The organism is Gramella jeungdoensis, from assembly GCF_023805255.1.
GTDB classification, from domain to species: Bacteria; Bacteroidota; Bacteroidia; order Flavobacteriales; family Flavobacteriaceae; genus Christiangramia; species Christiangramia jeungdoensis.
This window is the reverse complement of sequence record NZ_JAMSCK010000002.1, coordinates 734169-754476: the sequence shown is the minus strand read 5'-3', so window position 1 is coordinate 754476 and position 20308 is coordinate 734169. Positions and strand designations below refer to the sequence as shown.

Below are 20308 nucleotides of genomic sequence, written 5' to 3'. Positions count from 1 at the left end.
TAATTTGAATCTTAAATTTGCTCAGGTTTTTTGAAAATTAATACTGATAAGGAATAGATTCTTCCTGCACTATCGGCAAAAGCATTGGTATTCCTAAACCCGTTAAAGATCCTGATTACGAGAAGAAGTATATTAATAGAAATCCATTTGAGCCAAGCTTTAAATTTAGGAGAAGGATACCTCATCCTCCATACATACCAACCATTCCTGATCATCATCTTCCCATATTTAAAATAATCAGGCCGTCCCGATTCTTCATGTAAATGGAATACTCTAGCTCCGGTATGTACATATAACTTTCCAATACTTGAAACTCTCAGACAAAAGTCCATATCCTCATAAAGACCATAACCTTCAAAAAAAGAAGAAAACCCTATTTTATTGAAAAGACTCTTACGGTAGGAAGATACTCCTCCCATAAAATATTCTACCTCATAAGTTTTTCCTGAAGGAGGTAAAAACCCCGTAGAAAATCCATGGGAAAACTCCGGCATATAACCAGGTGGCTTATCTGCTAAAAGGCCCAGCCTTTTTCTTAATACGTTTCTCTGACCAAGCTTCCTTACATAACCATCAATTAGGAACTCATTATAAGCTGGTTGATAATTTTCATCTACTTTTTTCCAGCTTATTTCCTCCTTTATCCACCCTCCCACAGCTACAGCTTCCGGTTTTTCCTTGTAAGTTCTTATAAGCTGAAAGAAATATTCTGGCTCAAGCACTATGTCGTCATCCAGAAAACATATTATTTCTGATGACTGATGAACCTTTTTTATTCCGTAATTCCTTTGCCTGGTAAGACCCTTATCTTTCCCTTCTACTTTATAGTATGACAGAGATGAATAAGACGCTTCATCCAGTTTTATTTTTGTCTTCTCATCTTCTGATGAATCAATTATTAATATCTCAAATGGATACAATGTCTGCCGTTTAACAGATTCCATTAAGCGAATAACAGAATCGGCCCTGGAATAGGTACAGATTACCAAACTGAATTTTATATCTGCTTTACTTTCAGTCATTTCGATTATTGCTTTCCATGAGTTAGCAATTGGCTGGCAATCTTATCGCTTAATTGCCATCTTTCCTTCATTTTTTTTATATAAATCCATGGATTCTTCACAGATTGTTTTGCGTAAAACCTAAAAAACAGTTCGGCTTTATAACCTTTGCCCATATATGGGTTGTAGTATTTTTTTATAAGGATCATCATAGTAGGTGAAGGTTTAGGTTCTATACCTTCCTTTTTCCATTTGTCTTTTGAAATAGATCTAAAACCGCCTACCGGTGCTTTTAAATGAATCGTAGTAATATCAGGGTGATATATTATATCGCAGCCTTTGGACCTTAATTGCATTCCAAAATCAATATCTTCTCCAAAACCATGTTCCAGAAGTTCTGAAAATTCACATTTTAATGCAAATTCAGATCTTACCACAGAAGTTCCCGATCCAAAAGCTCCCCATTGTTTGATCCTGGGAAATATGGTTTTTCCTTCGGGTAGTATACAGTTTAAATTCAAACAGTCCACATTCATTCTTTCCATTTCGCTCAGTGAACGTTTAAGCAGATCTTCAGAGAAGCGTAAATCATCATCTGCAAAAAAGATATAATCTGATTTCACCTCTTTCATAGCAAGATTACGTGCATTACAGGCTCCGGTTTTGTGAATAAAATGGTGAATTATTAAAAATGGCCATTCAGAGGTTTTTATAAAATCCAGTTTTGTATTAGAATTCTCATTTGGATCCTGCTCCACTATAATCACCTTTTGCGGAAGCAGCGTCTGACTGGCCAGATCTTTTAAAACATTATGTAAATGCTCCGGCCTGCCCATGGTTGGAATTATAACATCTATACTTTTTTGATCCTTAGAAGATGAGGTTGTTTTAACCTGAAGAGAAGAAAGATCGATCTCTTGCTTAAAATATGATTTCTTAAATAAGGAACTAAAAAAACTAAATAAAGGAAATCTATTTTCATACCTGATCAGGCAAAAGATAAGCAGAAATAACCTGATCCTTTTGTAATGTTGGCCTACAAATTCAAATAATTCCTGGGTGGAAGCGGAATGAACTTTCTTTTCAAAACTTGTATCCTTTACCAATTCGGGCACGCTGTAGCAGAATAATGAGTTCTGCTGACCAATTTTAGCAATAGAGTTAAGTAAGTAACCAAAGTCTTTAATGCCATATAATATATCCCGAAATCTCAGAGCTACTTTGCCAGCAATACCTCCTACATCGGTACTCATTTGCCAGGTAGGATATCTTACTGAATAATCAGGGTTAATAAACGGAAGCTGATCAATATAACCTATTTCATCAGGAATATATTTTGATTTTACCGGAAAAGAAGCCATAATCAAATCATGATGAAATATTTCATTCCAATTGGAGGTCACCTCAATATCCAGGTCAACATCCATCCAACCTATCAACTCATCGGGATATTTTTCACAAACCTGCCAGAACACTTTTACAGGATTTCCTGAAATATCAGGTATATCAATCTCATCCCTCTGTACGGAGTGTATTATTTCAGCATTACTATGGAGGATCCAGATCAAATTTCGGAGCTTTCGTTGATGACCGACTTATAAAATTCAATATTCTTTTTGACTACGACTTCGGAAGAGAATTTTTTCTTCACCTGCTCTCTTGCCTGTTTCCCTAAAGACATCCTCAAATCTTCATTATTCAGAAGTCGGATTATTTTTTGAGCATAGGCTTTATGGGAACGAGGGTCTTCCATAAATCCTGTTTTTCCACCTACCATTACTTCAGGAGCCCAACCAATATTGGAAGTTACAACAGCCTTTTCCATAGCCATAGCTTCTATCCAGGTCATGGGCAGGGCCTCAGCGAAACTAGGTAATACCACTACAGCCGCTTCCGCTATATGGGTTTTGACCTCACTGTAATCTACGGCTCCCAGATAACTAAATCTTTCTGTTGCTTTTTCGGACAAATTCTGCCTGAACAATTCAATAGTAGATCTGTTCTCAAAAATATCAATAACATCCTTACCAATAATTACCAGCTCAGAATCAGGCCTTTCTTTTACAACCTCATTAAAGATCTTACTAAGCTCAAGAACACCTTTTTTGCGGATTACCGTTCCAAAATAAAGGATCCTGTTTTCTACTGGCTTCTTTACTGCCCGTAAGAATTTGTCAATTTCTATGCTATTCGGTATAATGCTGAAAGGGAGTTCCAGGTTAAAGATCTCATTCGTTTTGATTGCCGTAAATTGACTTACCGAAATATGACCATCAGCATATTTAAGTGCCACTTTTTCAAATAACCTGTTCTTCAGTTTCTGCTTCCTGTTCTCCAGTTCACAGAAATATGCATCAGAACCATTCAATCTTATCACTACCGGACAATTTATCCTCATAAATGCAGTGATACCTGTCCAGTCTGTTGCTTCTATAAGATCAACTTTCTCTTCCTCAATTAACCTGTTCAGAAATTTCTGTATATATTTTCTGTGGAAGAACCATCCTCCAAACGCATAGTGCTGATGTTTCAGAAGATAAAATCGAATGCCATTTTCTTCCAGCTCCCTGGCCAGGGATTGTCCATATACTATTACACTCACCCTGATATTATTCCTTACAAGGCTATCTGCCAGATTCTTTATACTGGTTCCCAATCCACCTGAAGGGCCTGTTAGTTCATGGGGATATTCTGGTGTTAGGAAAGCAATGTGCATTTCAGAGTGGGATTGTTTTTTAACTTATGACACGTTCCGAGAAGGCAAATTAGAAATAAAATTCCAGAATCTTTCAGAAGCCTTTTCCACAGGTTGAATATTTATCTTTTTAAACCATTCAAGCGCATTTTCCACATTTGATGAAACCTCTTCCTCAAGAACCTTCTTTATCACACCTGATATTTCATCCTTATTATCTATCCAAAGAACAGCATTCCTGTTAGGCATACTCCTAAAATGTACATAATCGTATATAATAGCTACATCCTTTAAAGCTTTTCTGTCTGTCGGATCATAATTAATAAATGCACACGGCTTTTTATAACTGGCATAATCAAAAACCATAGACGAGCCCAGATTGATGACCATAAAAGTGTTGGAAATAATACTGGTTTGTAATCCCAGATCCTCCTCTTTTGGCAGGATCTCATTCCAGGCTTCTCCTGCTTTATACCATTCTGGCCTGATTTCAGTAATGATATGCTTATGGTTTTCCAGAACCTTATCATAACGGCTGGAATGATCTACCGGTGATCTTCTGAAAATAATTCCTATATCATAGCCTTTTGAATTAAGGCTTTCTACTGCCTGAGCTGTGTCTTCCAGATAAACCTCATCATGGGGGGAAGTGGTAATATCGTCTCCAGAAAAACAGAGATATTTTCGGGAAGACTCCAATCTAAACCTATTAATGAATTCTTCCCTTTCCAGCCTTTTCTGCCTGTCAAAATGCACCTCAAACTGCGGAGTGCCGGTGATGATAACCTTTTCCGCTAAAATATGGGGGTAATACTTTAGAAGTTCCTGTTTCATATGATCGCTCCAAACGAAATAGAAATCGGCATCTACCACTTTAGTTGCCTTAGGTAAATTATCCCATGAAAAAATAAAACAACCTGTGGGGACCCCAAGATCCCTGGCTGCAAGCATCGGAGCTATCGCAGTTAAGGGTCGCTGGTTGGTGCAAAATAGAAATTCTGGTTGCTCCCGCTGTAGTAGGTCAAAGCATTGAGTATAATATTTCGATTTTCTTTCAGCCTCTTCCATTCTTCTCTGAAGGTGCTTCACTCCTCTTTCTCCCGAATGAGTATTTACCAGCATCCTCACAAAGGAATTTTTTATACGTGATTTAAGATTGGTTCCCGAAGGAGGAAATTTATAGGTCTGGTAGACAGGATCATTGAATTTATCAGTAAAATAATCAAGTTCACTTTCTATTTTAGCTCTTTTATAAAGATCGGTCACAGCCCTTGGTCTGGCCTTGAGTTTGATCTGTTTCAGTCCATTTTCAGAAAGGTCTTTGGAGGTCTGGTTCCAGAAAATGATTTCATATCCCAGCTTCTTCCCAATTTGGGGAAATGTTCCGTACGCGAAATTCTTCAATCCAACCCCGTCCGGTATTAAAACAAATATCTTCTTATTCAAGGGTGATTAATTTAGATCTCTGAACTGTTTTTGATGCACTATATCCCATATATCCCCTTTTTGGAGCAGGTTTAAAAACTTTTTGGCACTGTCACCGTTCCCAAAATCAAAACCTTCCTCAGAAAATGTAACTTCTTTTGTTCTGTCTATCGACTTTAGAATATTTTCCACGGAATAATCACTGTTTATAATCTGGGCATTTGCCGACCTGTTCTTCTGGCGTGTACCTATATTCACAGATGGAATCTTATAATAATGTGCTTCACGTATTCCCGCACTACTATTCCCAATGATAAACTGTGCATTTTTAAGCAGACTCAGGAAATATTCAAACCTTAAGGACGGAATGATTCGGAATTTCGAATTATTTTCAAGTCGTTTATACTCTTGCAGGATTATCCCCGTGCCACGATCATTATTAGGATATATAACCACATAATTGTGATTATCCTCCAGGAGGGCATTTACAAAATTCGAAGCATGCTTTTCCATGAGGGCCGCTTCCGTAGTGACCGGATGGAACATGGCGATTGCATATTCCTCAAAATTGATTTCATAATATTCTTTGACCGTTTCTAAAGCTGGCAGATTCTTTGAAAACATGATATCGATATCTGGTGAGCCTATTTTGAAAACAGAGCTTTCCAGTTCCCCCATTTGAATGAGTCTTCTTTTTGCCTGGTCATTTGCAACAAAATGTACATGGCTAAGTTTGGTTACACTATGTCGAATGAGTTCATCAATGGTTCCGGAAAGTTCACCACCTTCTATATGTGCCACCAGAATATTATTGAGAGATCCCACTATGGCTCCGGCTAATGTCTCTATCCTGTCACCGTGAACCACTATCAGATCGGGACTCTCTTCTTTTACATGGGAAGAAAGTCCTTCTATGGTTTTCGCCAGGCTTAGATCCATGGTCATCTCGCTGGTATGGTTTTCAAAGGTCTTTATATTCTTAAACCCTGCTTTTTCAAGCTCCAGTACCGTGTAACCATACTTTCTTTGCAGATGCATTCCGGTAGCGAATATTATATATTCAAAACCCGGTTCTTCCCTTACTACCTGCATTAAGCTCTTTAGCTTCCCAAAATCAGCCCGGGTCCCGGTTATAAATAATATTTTTCTGGTTTCTGTCATTAAACTTTAAGTCTTGCTAGAATTATTTAATTTTTTTCGAATGTAAAGCTTTGCTTTCAAAAGCTGATATTCAAAACTTATCTTATCAAGAAAGGATAGGAAATTTTTGAAAAATGCTGCGTTAACAAAGGATCCTGCAATATGTAATGAAGAAGGAAAACTTTTATTATGAAGCCTGTATTCTTCAAGGGTTTCGTTCCTGTACCGGTTTACCAGTGAGCTTTTTGACCTGTTTATGAAATAGAAAAAACTTTCATTCATATCTGCAATCTCATAGCCACTTTCAATCGCTCTAACTGACCATTCCTTATCTTCACTGAAGGAAAGCTCTTCGTTGAATCTTATTTCTTCCCACGCAGTTTTATTGATAAGACAGCAACCCGCCATCAAACCATACAGAAGCGGTTCCTTTACCCTGAAATTATTTTCGACTGCTCGCTTATAGTTTGATATACTATTAATATATCTTACCCCTGCGATACCGGGATTAGCGGTAACGAAACTGATCGTATTTCGAAAAAAACTATTTCCCACCGGTACCGCGTGAGAACTTAATAGCAACACATAATTTGAAGTCGCTTTCTCGATTCCCATATTTATGGCTCTCCCGTAAGTAAAATCAGTAATATTAAAGATCTTGCAGCCATAATTTTCAGCGACCTCTATACTATTATCTGTAGACTCATTATCTATTATTATAATTTCCTGAATATCTTCCGAATATATTTCGGTTAAGATCCTGAGGGTGGTTTCAAGATAAGAAGCCTCATTTTTGTTCCTGATAACGATGGATACCTTATTCAAAATCTTCAAATTTTAACTGTCTTTGTTCTGGTATATCCTTAACAGCCTTTTTCCCCAGCACATTCTCATAATTCTCTGCTGTAATTTCACCAGTTCCAGGCCTTTTCACCCATATATTTTCAGCTGTAAATACTTCTCCTTTTTTGACAGGCCTAATAGTACAAACGGTGGCAAAAGCAAAATCCATGGTCACCTGTTCTTCTTGAGCAGGAAGTTTTGCTCCACCCCTCATAATGGCTATTTCAGCACTTGCTTTAATAAGGTTACCACACTCCTTTTCATCCATACTACAAACAATATCGGGCCCTGTTCTGTTCATATGATCTGTAAAATGACGTTCCAGGATGGAGGCTCCAAGGGCAGTTGCTGCGAGACAGGCATTGTTATTCAGCGTATGATCTGACAATCCGAAAACTTTATCGGGGAAAGCATTATGAAGTTCTTCCAGAGCCCCCAGACGAACCAGATGAGGTGGAGTAGGATAAAGGTTCGTGGTGTGAAGCAGTGCTACCGGTACATTTTTCGAATCAAAAATAGATACCGCTTTTTGAATACTCTCTATCGAATTCATCCCTGTACTTAGTATCACCGGCTTTCCAAACGAGGCGATATGTTTAAGCAACGGATAATTATTACATTCTCCACTTCCAATCTTATATGCAGGAACATCAAAACATTTCAGCCTTTCGGCAGCCGCACGGGAAAAAGGGGTTGAAATAAAGATCATTCCCTGCTCCTCAACATAATTTTTCAATGAAAGTTCATCGTCTTCATTTAGGGCACAACGTTCCATAATCTCATATATGGAAACATCTGCATTCCCCGGAACCACCTTTTTCGCTTCGGGACTCATTTCATCTTCCACTATATGGGTTTGATGTTTTATAACCTCTACCCCCGCTCTTTTAGCGGCATCTACCATTTCTTTTGCAACTTCAAGGGAACCTTCATGATTGATACCTATTTCGGCTATAACCAAGGGGGGAAAATTATAGCCTATCTTCCTGCCTGCGATTTCAAAAATATATGACATTCAATTAATTCTAATAGGTTCTAATATATCTTATTAAATAAGTATGAACTTTATGTTTAAACCAGAATAATATTTTATTTAAATCCGGATTTAAAAATATTATCCTGGCCCCACCCTGGTAAATACCTTTTTTACCTGGTGCATATTCTTTCTTCTTAGCTAGGGTGGTAACATTTACGTATTTGTTATTTGGAAATTTAGATAAAATAATTTTGGTTTGGTCAAACCGGTCACCTTCTACCAAGAGAATTGATTGAGGTTTGCAGAATTGGGAAACGAGATTTAGATCTTCATTTCCATCTATAATTATCAGGTCGAATTTTTCATCTGAGGGTAACTCATCAAGAGCGTCATATAATTTGAGAGCTTCAAAATTCTTTAGATTCGTCTTAAGAGCTTCCCGGCAAAATTGATTTGACTCCGTTGCGCTATAATCCATAGAATGATTAATCTCCCCACAATAGGAAATAACAGTATCTGCAATCGTACCTATTCCTGCTCCTAACTCCAGAATAGAATGAACCTTAAATCTTTTTATAAGTTCAATTATTACAAAAATTGCATATTCACTTGCTATGAATTCGTTTCCCTTTAAGAAACAGAATTTTCTATAATTTGTCTCAACAAAGGCCTTATGATCCGTTATATTTTCCATATAAATATTCGGCATATTCAAAATCTTCTTTAGTATCGATATCTACATTAGCAAAGGAATGACTAATTTCAAATGGAAATGCATGTTCATCTATTAGGATATTCTGCTGGATCAGGCTTGTCTTAGTAATATATAGAAGTCCATTTTCAAAATATAGCTTTTCGATATCCTGGGATCTTTCTCCAAATTTATAATTATAAGGTTTAAATGATTCCTTTTCAATAATTCCAAACTTTCTGCAAGTTTTGGACACTGTAAATAAAGACTTGAAGTCTCCTGAAATAAATTTATCATATGCCTTACTTAAAAGTATTTCCGGCCTCAAGGGATTGGTAGGTTGAAGTAAAATGACATTTTTCCAAAGAGTCTTCTCAGTATCCAGCACATGCTTCACTGCTTCCAAAGTAGGCGATTTATCCCCACTAAATTTGGTGGGTCTGTCAACCACCTCTACCCCATAAGAAAGAGCCACCTCTTTAATTTTTATATCATCTGTAGAAACAATGATTTTATCAATGATTGTACTGTTCGCTAAAGCATAATTAATGCTATGACCAATTAAAGGGATATTACCCAGCTTCATTATATTTTTACCCGGAAGCCTTTTTGAACCTCCTCTGGCTGGAATAATAGCTATGTTACCTTTTGAATCCAGAATTTAATTTTTACTTGAATTACGTAAATCGATAATAAATTTAATTGACCGTAAATCATTTTCGATCTTATAAAGATAATTATGGTGCCTGTATTCAAAAATTATTTTCTTTAAGATCTTATCATTTATCTCCTTAAGACTTATTAATGGTTGATAGTTCTGTTTAAGCATTTTCCTTAAGAAGAACTTCAGGCTTTTTTGATCTTTATCCTTTCTAAAAGTTACGGAAACAACTTTATTTTTATAAGATGGTAATTCCTCATTAATAAAATGATCCACTAGTGCCGATAAATTAGAAAGATCATATTCAACATCCGGGGAGAGTAAAGCATTTAAATCTTCTTTTGAGTAGCATACCCCCCATTTTTCCTGGTTATCCGGAATAACTTTCTTTCTTTCCCGGGCAATTTGATAATGTCTAAGATTAATCCTTCTAATATTACTGACCTTTGGTTGAACGCTGAGTTCATTGTTTTCTTCAAAAGGATATCTTGGATGCCACTGGTGAGCAAGCATGTTTCTTTCCTCCTCTTTTTTATAAAGCCCCGCATTCTCTAATCTAATGAAGAGATCTTCATCTTCCGATCCGTAAAAATGATAGAATTCATCAAATCCGTGGATCTTTTCAAGATAAGGTTTGGGATAAAGTCCAGACCCAGTAATATAACCTGTATGGCTGGGTTTTAGATCAGAAAATTTGAGATTTGAGATATCTGAAGTAGTCTCTTCTTTCTGCAAATAAGCATAACTAAACACTGTATAATTATTAGGTTTAGCAAGTCTTTTTGCAGACGCAACAAATTCAGGATGAAAGATCAAATCAATATCTGCCGTAATTATATAATCCGATTTCGATTTCCAGATCCCATAATTGAAAGCCTTGCTCTTATTCCATAAAAGCCCTGGATGAGCTACATAGTGATAATCTACAAAATTGAATTCGGAAAGAGTATTGAGTATAGTCTGTGAATTCTTTTCAGAGCTTCCATAGTCGACGAAAATTACATGGAAATCCTTATCGGTCTGTTTTTCCAGACTTTTCATTGAATGGAATACCCTGGAATGGTCACGATCTCTATACGCGAATAACAGGCTAATACTTTTATTCATGACTTTCCTCCTTTTTGGGCTGGAAAATTGAATCCATTGTTTTTGATAACTGGTTTACTGAGAGGTACTCCTCCAGATCAGGTCGATTTAACTCCATAGAGGCCTTATCTTTTTTCCAGTTTTCAAAAAGTTCACTTAAAAGTAAGGTTATTTTCCTTTTATCATCAATTTCTGACCAATAAGGATATTCGAATCCTAATAATCTTCGACTTTCGCTGTTTGGAGGCCCTAATAAAAGGATCTTTTTATTTGCAGCTATACAATGAGGAAACTTTCCCGGAAGAAAAGGACTGATCTCCGATTTGGCTTCAAGGATAATATTTACTGATGCATTATGTTGTAATACCTGGACGGTATCAAAATCCAGTTTTTCCTTGCTGTTCTTAAACTGGGATACTTCTCTTTCAAACTCATTAAGAATATCTGAATAATAATTCTCCCCCCCTATAAAAACAAGCTCGGCAGATTGCCTTGCTTCCTCACTTTGACTTAGAAATTCCCGAAATCCCTCAAGCAGACCGAATGGTTCTCTGCCTTGTATAAGGTTACCTGCATGTAACACCGTAAACTTTTCAGGTTTCACAACCAAATCTTTCGCCAGAAGTTGGGAGGCTTTGGGTTGATTTTCATGATCTATCTGGTGCGGAATAACGACTCCCTTTTTCTTAAATTCCTCAAATTTAGATCCCATCCATTCCATAAGAATTTTTGAAGGAAATGCTGTTATTGTACATCTGGAAGCCACGTTTTTCATGAAATCCTCCTTTTGATGATAACCAGGTTCAAACCAGGGATAGGGCGGCGGATACCAGTGCATAGGATACGGATCATGAATATATGCCATCCATTTATCGTGAAATTCCGGCAAGCCCAATAATGCATGATGAGGCCTGAAACTTCCTCCTTTACTTAATGTTAGAACAAGATCGGGCTTAAAATCATTACTATTTCTCAGTGCTGTAATTATACTATTTCGGTCATTTAAAAGAGTGAAGGAAAAGCCAAACAGCCTTTCTAAAGTTTTATTTAGACGTATTTTGAAGATATACCTGAGGTAACGTTCTGTTCTACTTAAAAGGAAAAGAAGACTGCGGCGATTCTCCTCAATTGAAACGCAATCTATGTCATCCCACTGAACTTCTCTACGAGTGTAATGATAGACTCTAAGTTCGAACCCGGCCTTTCTCAAATTTCTTATTAAAGCCACATTAGCTTTAGAGCCACTACTGTCTTCCACATCAATGGATTCTGAAATGATTAATATTTTCTGTGACATTTAGCTCTTAGAAATTTAAGCTAAAATATAGCTTTTAATAAAACATGAAAATGAAACTAATCTTTCGTTTGGTCATATTGGTTTAATTAATTTTATAACCGATCAGTGTTTTCAAATCCTTTCTTTTCATGATTTCTTTCCTTATGCACAAGTAATCGAATTCAAATACATATATATTGAAATCCTTATCCAGAAAAGAAACAGCATTTTGCCTATCCTTTTTACTTAAATGTTTAAATTCAAAAAGGATAAGGCGAGGTCGAAAAATATCCAGGTCAAGTTGGGAAAGTATCTTCCAGTCGTAGCCTTCAGTATCTATATGAAGAAAATCCAGGTTTCTAACCTTATGTTTCTTAAGTAAAATTTCAAGTTTAGCTCCTTCTACTTCCAATTCCTTAATATACGGCTCAAGAATACCGTCTAAATGTTTAAGAATATGGCTTTTTTTGAAAGAGCCTAACTGATCATACCATACAGGCAGACTTAAATTTTTATTCGCTTCTTTAGTTACATAATAAAAACGCTGTTTTTTTCCTTCATTAATAGCTACATTCTCAAATAGAAACCTGTCACTTTTCGGATAATTTGACATTAGTTTTTTAAAGAGATAAGGAACCGGTTCTACAAATAATATCCTCCAGTTAGATTTCTGAAGAATTATATTATGTAACGGATCACCTGTTACACCATCATTGGATCCTATTTGAACAATCATAAAATTCCTGTTTGGAAGATATCTGTCTATCCAATATCTAATAGAATTTTTATTTCTGTAAATGTTTCTTAGAAGAATAGACTGTAGAAATGGTATTCTCTTAATAATTTTTTTTACTTGAGGAGAAATAAAATTGCTTTGAAGAAATTTCATTAATAATTTAAATATTTCGATTATTATACTTCATTTCAGAGCTTTCTTAACCAAAGACTACTACCACTATAATCTCTTACCAGAGGCATATCATCGAAACATGAACTATGTAATTTATTCAGATAATCATTAAAAAATAGGATCTCAAAATCTTTATTGTACATAAGAAAAGCTTTAATTAGATAAGCTTCGGCCCATCCAAAACCATTAAGAACCCAAGACCTGGGATATTCAAAGGGGAAATAAATATCGTGGAAATGAATTATCACTCCTTTTTGCAACAATGGCAACACGTTAAGAATAAGATGATTAACATCACTACCCGTCTTTACTACATGAGAACTATCAATAAACAATATGTCTCCCGATTCAAGTTGCCCGAAACTATTAATATCTACCTCCTGTACTTCTTTTCTTAGTATTTCTGCTTTGATTGAATTCTTATATTTTTCAAATAATTTAATTAACCGGGCTTCAGGATAAGGATCGATAAAAGTAAAATCTATTAAATAATCCAGAAAACCTTCATTTACCTCAAGCATTAAAGCAGAGGAGAATCCCGATCCAACCTCAATCACCCTTTTAGGTTTAAAAAATCTTAAAAAGCAATACAGAATTATCCCATCACTATGACCATAATAACTATTGTTCAGAAAATAGCCGGTTGTATCCTGCCAATGCTCTTTAAAATTGATTTGATCGTAAAAAACCATAAATTCTTTGACAAGTTGCAACTGTCTATCCGCATTTAAATCCAATCCGTTTATTTCATGATTTTTATGGGAAGGCCATATCAGGTCTTCTTTTTCTAAAATATATTCTGGAGAAACCACAGGAGAATAGTAATGTCCAGCAGGAAACTTGGAATAAGAACTTAGACGGTGTAAGGTACTTATATAAGGTAGTTTATTTAAAATAACTTTAATCCATCTAATTAGCTCTTTTTTTAATCTTCTCATCCAAAGTGTTCAATGAAAGTTCATAATTCCTGGTTCTCCAGAAATGAGATTATATGTTCAGCAGCTTTACCATCTCCATATGGATTCGACACATTAGCATTATGCCTAGGTTTACTCAAAATTTCTCTGGTTTTAAGTACAATATTTTCTTTATTGGTTCCCACCAGGAATGAAAAACCTTCTTCAACCCCTTCCGTTCTTTCAGTAAATTCTCTGGTAACCAGTACAGGTTTATTAAGGGATGGAGCTTCTTCCTGAATTCCTCCGGAATCAGATATTATAATATCAGCCTCTTTCATTAACCATATAAAGTCTGGATAAATAACGGGCTGAATTAAAAAAATATTAGGCCTATTACCCAGCATTGAGTAGACAGGAACTGATACATTGGGATTGAGATGTACGGGATAAATTATATCTACAGGATCATTATTCGCCAGTTTCCGAAGGGCTTCACAAATATTTTTTAGTCCCTCGCCAAAATTTTCCCTTCTGTGGCCGGTGACAAGTATTAATTTATTTTTTGGATTCAGCCTGGACTTTAGATCACTTATTATCTCACTAGAGTAAGTAGATGTACCCACCTTCTCTAAGCTTATTTTCAGCGCATCAACCACTGTATTTCCGGTAATTAGAATAGTTTCTTCAGGTATCCTTTCCTCAATAAGATTAAAAGCTGCCTTTTTGGTAGGAGCAAAATGATAACTCGCTATTCGGGAAATAACCTGTCTGTTCACCTCTTCAGGAAAAGGGGCGTCTTTATTATAGGTTCGTAATCCCGCTTCTATATGCCCAACTTTTATTTTTCTGTAATAGGCCGCCATTGCAATAGCTGCTGCCGTAGTAGTATCACCCTGTACTAAAACCGTATCCGGTTTAAAATCATCAAAAACAGCATCAATTTCAGTGAAGATACTCGAAGTTAATTTGTTTAAGGATTGATCTTCCCTCATGAGATCCAGATCGTAATCTGGTTCCATCTCAAAAAATTCCAGTACCTGGTCCATCATTTCTCTGTGCTGTGCAGTTACACAAATAGCATATGACATATTTCTCCTATCCAATTCTGCACATATTGGAGCCATTTTAACGGCTTCGGGACGGGTTCCAAAACAAACAAGAATTCTCACTTTAAAAGATCTTTTAACTTTTTCTTCAATATAAAAACAGGCCTTAACACTGGATAGAGCTTATACCCTGCACTAAATTTAATCCTCCTAAGCTTCCCAGCCTCAGATTTGTCCAAGGTATATTTAATAACTGAATATTCTTTCAGGAAGAAGCCCATTCTTAAAAAGAAGATTTCAAGCTTCCTTGAAAGCAAGCCTGCCTGTTGTAAATGGTCTATAACCATTTTAATCGCTTTAATATAAGAGCCTCTCCTCACAGGGTCATTTTTATAAAACTGCCCGGTATTGGAGTTTGAATGTTTCCTGTTATAATACAGGACCTCATTTATGGAAACGCCTTGAAATCCTTTAATAAGTATGCGGGTGTAGCATTCCCATTCTTCGGCATACATCAGGTCTTCATTAAACCTTAAATTCTCAAAGCAATCTTTTTTCCACATTACCCCACAAGAGGCAAAGGGAACTTCCCCGGTAATCATTTCATCTATTCGATCAACTCCAAAATTTTGAAAAACTATTTCATCTGTAGTAGCAAATGCTCCTAAATCACTTGTTTCATTAAAAGGTTGTTTATCATATCTACAGAAAAAAACAGAGTTGTTTTTAAGAAGTGATACACAGGTTTCAAGGTTGGCCGGATGAACAATATCATCATCATCAAAGAAGATGATATAATTTCCTGAAGCGAGAGATAAGCCATAATTCCTGCTCCCTGGAAGTCCTTTTTTATGGTCATCCGGGCGCTGGACGTACTTAAACCTATTGTCCTTCTCCGTCCATCCTTTCAAAATTTCCCGGGTATTATCTGCACTTCCATCGTCAACCACGATACATTCCCAGTTGGAATAAGTTTGTTCCTTTATGGAATTAAGAGCGTCGTTAATAAAGCTCTCTCTGTTATAAGTAGCCATAATAATGGAAACAAGCTCGTTTGTCACAAAATTATTTTTTAAATAGGTTTTTGATTGTTCGCATGGGTTTCAGAAACAGTTTTCCCAGCCTGTACTCAGGTCGGTCAAGAATCCTTCCCTGGGCTGCTTTATTTTTCTCAACCCTTTTAAAGAGAGTATTCACCAGGGATGCAAAATGATCTGAACTGGAGTACAAATCGCGATGCTTAAGAATTATATGCCTGAATTTTTCATCCTTTTCATTTTTTATAAGCTGGGTGGTTGACCCTTCCCTGACCTGATAATGGAAAAGCACTTCATCAATAACATAAGCACGTCCCCCGTCTTTAAGCATATTCAAATAAAGTTCCCAGTCTTCAAAACCAAGAATGGGAAGTATTTCCTCATAGCCACTCACGCGTTCCCATTCCGATCTAAGAAACATTGAACTACCGGGAGCCCCGTTAGAAAACAAAAAATTTTCATAGCTTCCTCCTTCAGGCACAATAATATCATTGTTGCCATCTTTCTTAAATCTCTTGATTTTGGAGGTTACTATTTTTACATCTTTTTCCTTATTAAAAACTTCTACCGCCTTTGAACAAAATGACTTTTCAAAAAAATCATCGGAATCATGATTCAGTATGAATTTCCCCGAACTTTTCTCTATTCCTGAGTTCCTGGCCATTGCCTGACCTTTATTTTCCTGGGAAAGTAAAATATCAATTTTATTGCTGTTTGCTTCTATAATTGATTTAATTATTGAATTACTCCCATCATCTACCACAATGATCTCTCTATCCTTATACTCCTGTTCATATGCCGAATTTATAGCTGTGGCTATATCAGGATCATTATAACATGCTATAATTATAGAAACCTTCTGATTCATTCTTTCAATAATTCTTTAAAAACCCTGTCATATTCTTTGGCCACATTTTCAGGAAGATATTTTTCCAAAGGTTTCGGGAATATGCCTTTCTTATACATTTCAATTCCCTGTTCCAAAGCTTCGACCACTGAAGTTATGGAATTAGGATCAAACAGGGGTAATTTATGGTCAACTAACTGTTGTTCAATATTGCCGATTGCCGGACCTACTGTTACTTTTCCAAAAGATAAACCCAATAAAACATTCCCTGAATTCAGCAGGTCAGTTCTCGGGACCAGCACAATATCAGCTGCCGATAATCTTATAGAAAAATCATTACTACTTATACTCTCATATGTAAAAAGATATTCTGGAGGCTGATATTTTTTACGAAACCGCATTTTCAGGTATTGCTGAACGTCAAAGAATCTCTGCATTTTCACTCTACCTCTAAAATCATATTTCAGTTCATTGAGCATATTGGTAGCTATAAGAACCTTATTTTCCTCTTTTATTTTTTTAAAAGAATCAAGTATCAGTTTTCTCTCCTTGAAGGTCCTTACTTGCCCCGGAGCTATGATCACCAGAGCCTCTTTATCTATACCCAACCTATTTCTCGCCTCCTGCTTTGGGATCTTTTCAAAACTCTGTTCAAAGCATGGATGCGGAATTACTATATGTGTAGTCTCAGGATACAGAACTTTGTATAGTTTTTTACTATAATCTCCGAGATGAATAAAAAGGTCTGTGTTTTTTTCGATAATCCTAAACAGTCTCTTGAAATTAGGAGTAGTACCTTTAACCCTTTCCAAATCATGCTTGGTATAAACAAGTTTTGAGTGCTTCTTCCAGTTAGCAATTTCCTTTTCTAATTGATCCAGTTCAGAATTAGAAGGTTCTTTCCAATTAAAAATAGCCTCGGGCCAGTGAATATTTATAATTTTAAAGGAATCGTCATACTTTAAAAAATGATTTTTTTCAAATTGGAAGTCCGAGAACTTCTCTATTTCATTGAGGTAAGTATATTTGTTAATAAATGGCAGGAAAACTTTCAAATTATAATTTTTTACCTTTTAAAATATTTTCGAATCCAAAATTAAGGCATAATTATAGAATTCTGTTGATAGAATAAATTTCTTTAAACCTCCCTCGATTAATATTTTAAATTAATTTGTTTTATTTTATTCCAAAATCCATGATTGAATGGAAGGAAAAATGATCCAAAAAATAAAAACAAGTTTTAAACAATTATACATTACTACTTTTTGCAATAGAGAAGACCTTAGTAATAGGAAAATATCCTATTCTCAAAGTGGGGAAGATCTGATAGTAAAATTTATATTTGATTATATAGGCATAAAAAAACCAACCTATTTAGACATAGGAGCCCATCATCCCTTTTTTATCAGTAATACTGCTCTTTTTTACAAAAATGGTTCAAGAGGCATAAATATTGAACCTGATCCTTATTTATTTCAGAAATTTCCTATACACCGTAAAGAAGACACCAATCTTAACATTGGCATTGGAGGGACTAATGATTTATTGGATTTTTACATTATTTCCTCAGCAACCTTAAATACCTTTTCAAAAAATGAAGCAGAGAGATATTCAACGGAAGGCAATTTTAAAATCAAGGAGATTAAGAAAATTGAGGTAAGAACTATTGGAGATATTTTAAAAAACTATGCAAATGGGAAATTCCCACAATTCTTAAATATTGATGCTGAAGGCATGGAAGAACAAATAATAAACCAAATAGACTTTATTTCCAATTTTCCCATTGTAATTTGCATAGAAACAATTTCATTTTCAACATCCGGCAAAGGTAAAAAGAACCTTACTTTGGTTAAGTATATTGAGGAAAAGGGATATATTCTGTATGCAGATACCAACATCAACTCCATATTTGTTAAAAAGGAATTCTGGCAAAAAAACTGATATGATCTGTATAAAACTGAAAGGTGGTCTCGGAAATCAAATGTTCCAATATGCCCTTGGCAGAATTATAGAAAAAAAAGAAGGGACAGATCTTTTTATTGATAATCGTTTTTTTAGGCAGGAATCTAAAATCTCTGGTCTTACTGCTAGAAGTTTTGAATTAGATGTTTTTCCTAATACATACAAATTTGCTGATAAAGCGAAGATTGATCTTTTTTTTAGTCCAACTATTTTAAGCAAGATAAAAAGAAAAATGGGAATCAATTATCCTAGGATCTTCATGGAAAAGAAATTTGGTTATAATGAGAATGTATTAAACTTTCAGCCCCCTATATACCTTTCTGGATACTTTCAGAGTTATTTATATTTTAAAGGTTACGAGAATTTAATAGATGAAATCTTCTCTTTTCCATCGCATACATTAAACAGTATAAATAAATCTTATTTACAGGAAATTAAAGCTGTTAATTCTGTAGCAGTTCATATAAGACGGGGCGATTATGTGCAAAACAGGCTTACCCAGGAATTTCACGGAAACTGTAATAGATCTTATTACCAAAAAGCAATTGAATTTCTGAAAGAAAAAATTGAAAATCCACATTTCTTTTTCTTTTCAGATGATCCAAAATGGGTAAGAAATGAATTTAAGGAGTTTGCCTGCGAAAAGACTTTTATTGAAAATACATCTGAAGAAGCATGGATAGACATGTTCTTAATGAAAACATGCAAGCACAATATAATCGCCAATAGTTCCTATAGCTGGTGGAGCGCCTGGTTAAATAAGAATTCTGAAAAACTGGTCATTGCTCCAAAAAAATGGTTTGCAAAGCAAAATTTCAATATTTCAGATCTTATCCCAAAAGGCTGGATACAATTATAAATAGGAGATCCGCTTAACTACCGGGAATTAATAGAAAAATTGATTCTATCTAAAACTCTGGAAACGAAACAATTTCTATATATTCCAGCAAGCACTCCTTTTACATAATATTTGAAAAATGGTCGAAACCGGCCATGCTTTAACCAGTTTATAAACTCTTTAAAGATTTCTTTGATATAGTAATTTCTAACTTGTTTATAGTTAGGATGGTATTTTTTAGAAAAAATCAGTTTATTGCGGTTAAAATAATAGTGGAAGTTTTCTCTTTTCTTACTTGTTTTATTATAAACCACAGCAAAGGTATTCACCCCTAAATACCATCCATGAGACCTTGCGTTAAAACACCAGTCGGTTTCTTCGAAATAAAGAAAATATTCTTCAGGCAACCTTCCTAATTTTTTCAGTGCGTCGGCACTGAACATCACACAGCTACCATCTATATAATCTACTTCAAAATTAATTTCCCTTCCAACTTCAGCCACCGGCTTATTAAAGTTTTTTTGTATGGTACTGCAATTTTCATCCATTAAAATATAATCGCCATCGGTGAAGATTCTTTCCCTATTCTCCCTTCTGATTATCCTTGGACCAACAGCAGCCAGCATGTCATTTTCTTCAAAAGTTTCAATTAATAAAGGAAGAGCATGTACATCAACCCTTATATCCGGATTTAGAAGCCAAACATAATCCGCATTATTCTTGAGCGCTATATCTAAACCAACATTATTACCACCTGCATAACCCAGATTACTATTATTAAGAATCAGCTGATCCTCCGGAATATGTTCTTTGAGTCTATTTATATCGTTATTATTCGATGCATTATCGATAATAAGTATTTTCAGAAAATAAAATGAAAAATCTGCCAGGTTATTATAAAGCTTAATACTCTCTTCTGCCGTGTTATAATTTAATATCAAAGCATAAACCTTAATATTTGTAGGTTCCATATGG

The 20308-nt window shown here is 35.4% G+C and carries 20 protein-coding genes; 2 read left to right on the top strand and 18 right to left on the bottom strand.

Features of this window, described 5'->3' with window-relative positions; genetic code table 11:
* Positions 1-11 precede the first annotated feature (11 nt).
* From NE848_RS07515 to NE848_RS07435, 17 genes are all read right to left on the bottom strand, one after another.
* Positions 12-1022 (bottom strand): glycosyltransferase family 2 protein, encoded by a 1011-nt coding sequence (locus NE848_RS07515; RefSeq protein WP_252112046.1) that lies wholly within the window; start codon positions 1020-1022, stop codon positions 12-14.
* Positions 1023-1027: 5 nt separating this feature from the next.
* The gene (locus NE848_RS07510; protein WP_252112044.1) at positions 1028-2569 is read right to left on the bottom strand and encodes a glycosyltransferase family 2 protein; all 1542 of its coding nucleotides are present in this window, start codon (positions 2567-2569) and stop codon (positions 1028-1030) included.
* Complete coding sequence (locus tag NE848_RS07505) at positions 2566-3717, bottom strand: glycosyltransferase family 4 protein (protein WP_252112042.1); 1152 nt, start codon at positions 3715-3717, stop codon at positions 2566-2568. Before NE848_RS07505 ends, NE848_RS07510 begins: the two co-directional genes overlap by 4 nt.
* A 24-nt stretch (positions 3718-3741) precedes the next feature.
* Complete coding sequence (locus NE848_RS07500; protein WP_252112040.1) at positions 3742-5142, bottom strand: UDP-glycosyltransferase; 1401 nt, start codon at positions 5140-5142, stop codon at positions 3742-3744.
* A 6-nt stretch (positions 5143-5148) separates the two neighbouring features.
* Positions 5149-6282, bottom strand: coding sequence for a UDP-N-acetylglucosamine 2-epimerase (gene neuC, locus NE848_RS07495; protein ID WP_252112037.1), 1134 nt, complete (start codon positions 6280-6282; stop codon positions 5149-5151).
* A 6-nt stretch (positions 6283-6288) separates the two neighbouring features.
* Positions 6289-7086, bottom strand: coding sequence for a glycosyltransferase family 2 protein (locus tag NE848_RS07490; RefSeq protein ID WP_252112035.1), 798 nt, complete (start codon positions 7084-7086; stop codon positions 6289-6291).
* The gene (locus NE848_RS07485; protein ID WP_252112033.1) at positions 7079-8119 is read right to left on the bottom strand and encodes an N-acetylneuraminate synthase family protein; all 1041 of its coding nucleotides are present in this window, start codon (positions 8117-8119) and stop codon (positions 7079-7081) included. Before NE848_RS07485 ends, NE848_RS07490 begins: the two co-directional genes overlap by 8 nt.
* A 10-nt stretch (positions 8120-8129) precedes the next feature.
* Positions 8130-8774 carry a class I SAM-dependent methyltransferase gene (locus NE848_RS07480; protein WP_252112031.1) on the bottom strand — a complete coding sequence of 215 codons (645 nt, stop codon included), beginning with the start codon at positions 8772-8774 and terminating at the stop codon, positions 8130-8132.
* Entirely contained in the window at positions 8752-9402 is a 651-nt protein-coding gene (locus NE848_RS07475; protein ID WP_341482782.1) for an acylneuraminate cytidylyltransferase family protein, read from the bottom strand. The genes NE848_RS07480 and NE848_RS07475 overlap by 23 nt, the downstream gene beginning before the upstream one ends.
* 30 nt (positions 9403-9432) lie before the next feature.
* Entirely contained in the window at positions 9433-10539 is a 1107-nt protein-coding gene (locus NE848_RS07470; RefSeq protein WP_252112027.1) for a glycosyltransferase, read from the bottom strand.
* The gene (locus NE848_RS07465) at positions 10532-11815 is read right to left on the bottom strand and encodes a glycosyltransferase family protein (protein ID WP_252112025.1); all 1284 of its coding nucleotides are present in this window, start codon (positions 11813-11815) and stop codon (positions 10532-10534) included. Before NE848_RS07465 ends, NE848_RS07470 begins: the two co-directional genes overlap by 8 nt.
* Positions 11816-11897: 82 nt before the next feature.
* Positions 11898-12530 (bottom strand): FkbM family methyltransferase, encoded by a 633-nt coding sequence (locus NE848_RS07460; RefSeq protein ID WP_252112023.1) that lies wholly within the window; start codon positions 12528-12530, stop codon positions 11898-11900.
* Between the two features lie 188 nt (positions 12531-12718).
* Positions 12719-13642, bottom strand: a complete 924-nt coding sequence (locus tag NE848_RS07455) for a class I SAM-dependent methyltransferase (RefSeq protein ID WP_252112021.1) — start codon at positions 13640-13642, stop codon at positions 12719-12721.
* Positions 13643-13662: 20 nt separating this feature from the next.
* Positions 13663-14772 carry a non-hydrolyzing UDP-N-acetylglucosamine 2-epimerase gene (gene wecB / locus NE848_RS07450; protein ID WP_341482779.1) on the bottom strand — a complete coding sequence of 370 codons (1110 nt, stop codon included), beginning with the start codon at positions 14770-14772 and terminating at the stop codon, positions 13663-13665.
* Positions 14769-15710: a glycosyltransferase family 2 protein gene (locus tag NE848_RS07445; protein WP_252112019.1), complete on the bottom strand. Its 942-nt coding sequence runs from the start codon at positions 15708-15710 to the stop codon at positions 14769-14771. The genes wecB and NE848_RS07445 overlap by 4 nt, the downstream gene beginning before the upstream one ends.
* A gap of 4 nt (positions 15711-15714) precedes the next feature.
* Complete coding sequence (locus NE848_RS07440; RefSeq protein ID WP_252112017.1) at positions 15715-16554, bottom strand: glycosyltransferase; 840 nt, start codon at positions 16552-16554, stop codon at positions 15715-15717.
* Complete coding sequence (locus NE848_RS07435) at positions 16551-17588, bottom strand: glycosyltransferase family protein (RefSeq protein ID WP_252112015.1); 1038 nt, start codon at positions 17586-17588, stop codon at positions 16551-16553. The genes NE848_RS07440 and NE848_RS07435 overlap by 4 nt, the downstream gene beginning before the upstream one ends.
* A gap of 148 nt (positions 17589-17736) precedes the next feature.
* On the opposite strand from NE848_RS07435, the gene NE848_RS07430 reads away from it, so the two are divergent.
* Both NE848_RS07430 and NE848_RS07425 read left to right on the top strand, forming a co-directional pair.
* Complete coding sequence (locus NE848_RS07430) at positions 17737-18474, top strand: FkbM family methyltransferase (RefSeq protein ID WP_252112013.1); 738 nt, start codon at positions 17737-17739, stop codon at positions 18472-18474.
* A gap of 1 nt (position 18475) precedes the next feature.
* Positions 18476-19354, top strand: coding sequence for an alpha-1,2-fucosyltransferase (locus tag NE848_RS07425; RefSeq protein ID WP_252112010.1), 879 nt, complete (start codon positions 18476-18478; stop codon positions 19352-19354).
* A gap of 17 nt (positions 19355-19371) precedes the next feature.
* On the opposite strand, the gene NE848_RS07420 is transcribed toward NE848_RS07425, so the two are convergent.
* Positions 19372-20304 carry a glycosyltransferase gene (locus NE848_RS07420; protein ID WP_252112008.1) on the bottom strand — a complete coding sequence of 311 codons (933 nt, stop codon included), beginning with the start codon at positions 20302-20304 and terminating at the stop codon, positions 19372-19374.
* Positions 20305-20308 lie beyond the last annotated feature (4 nt).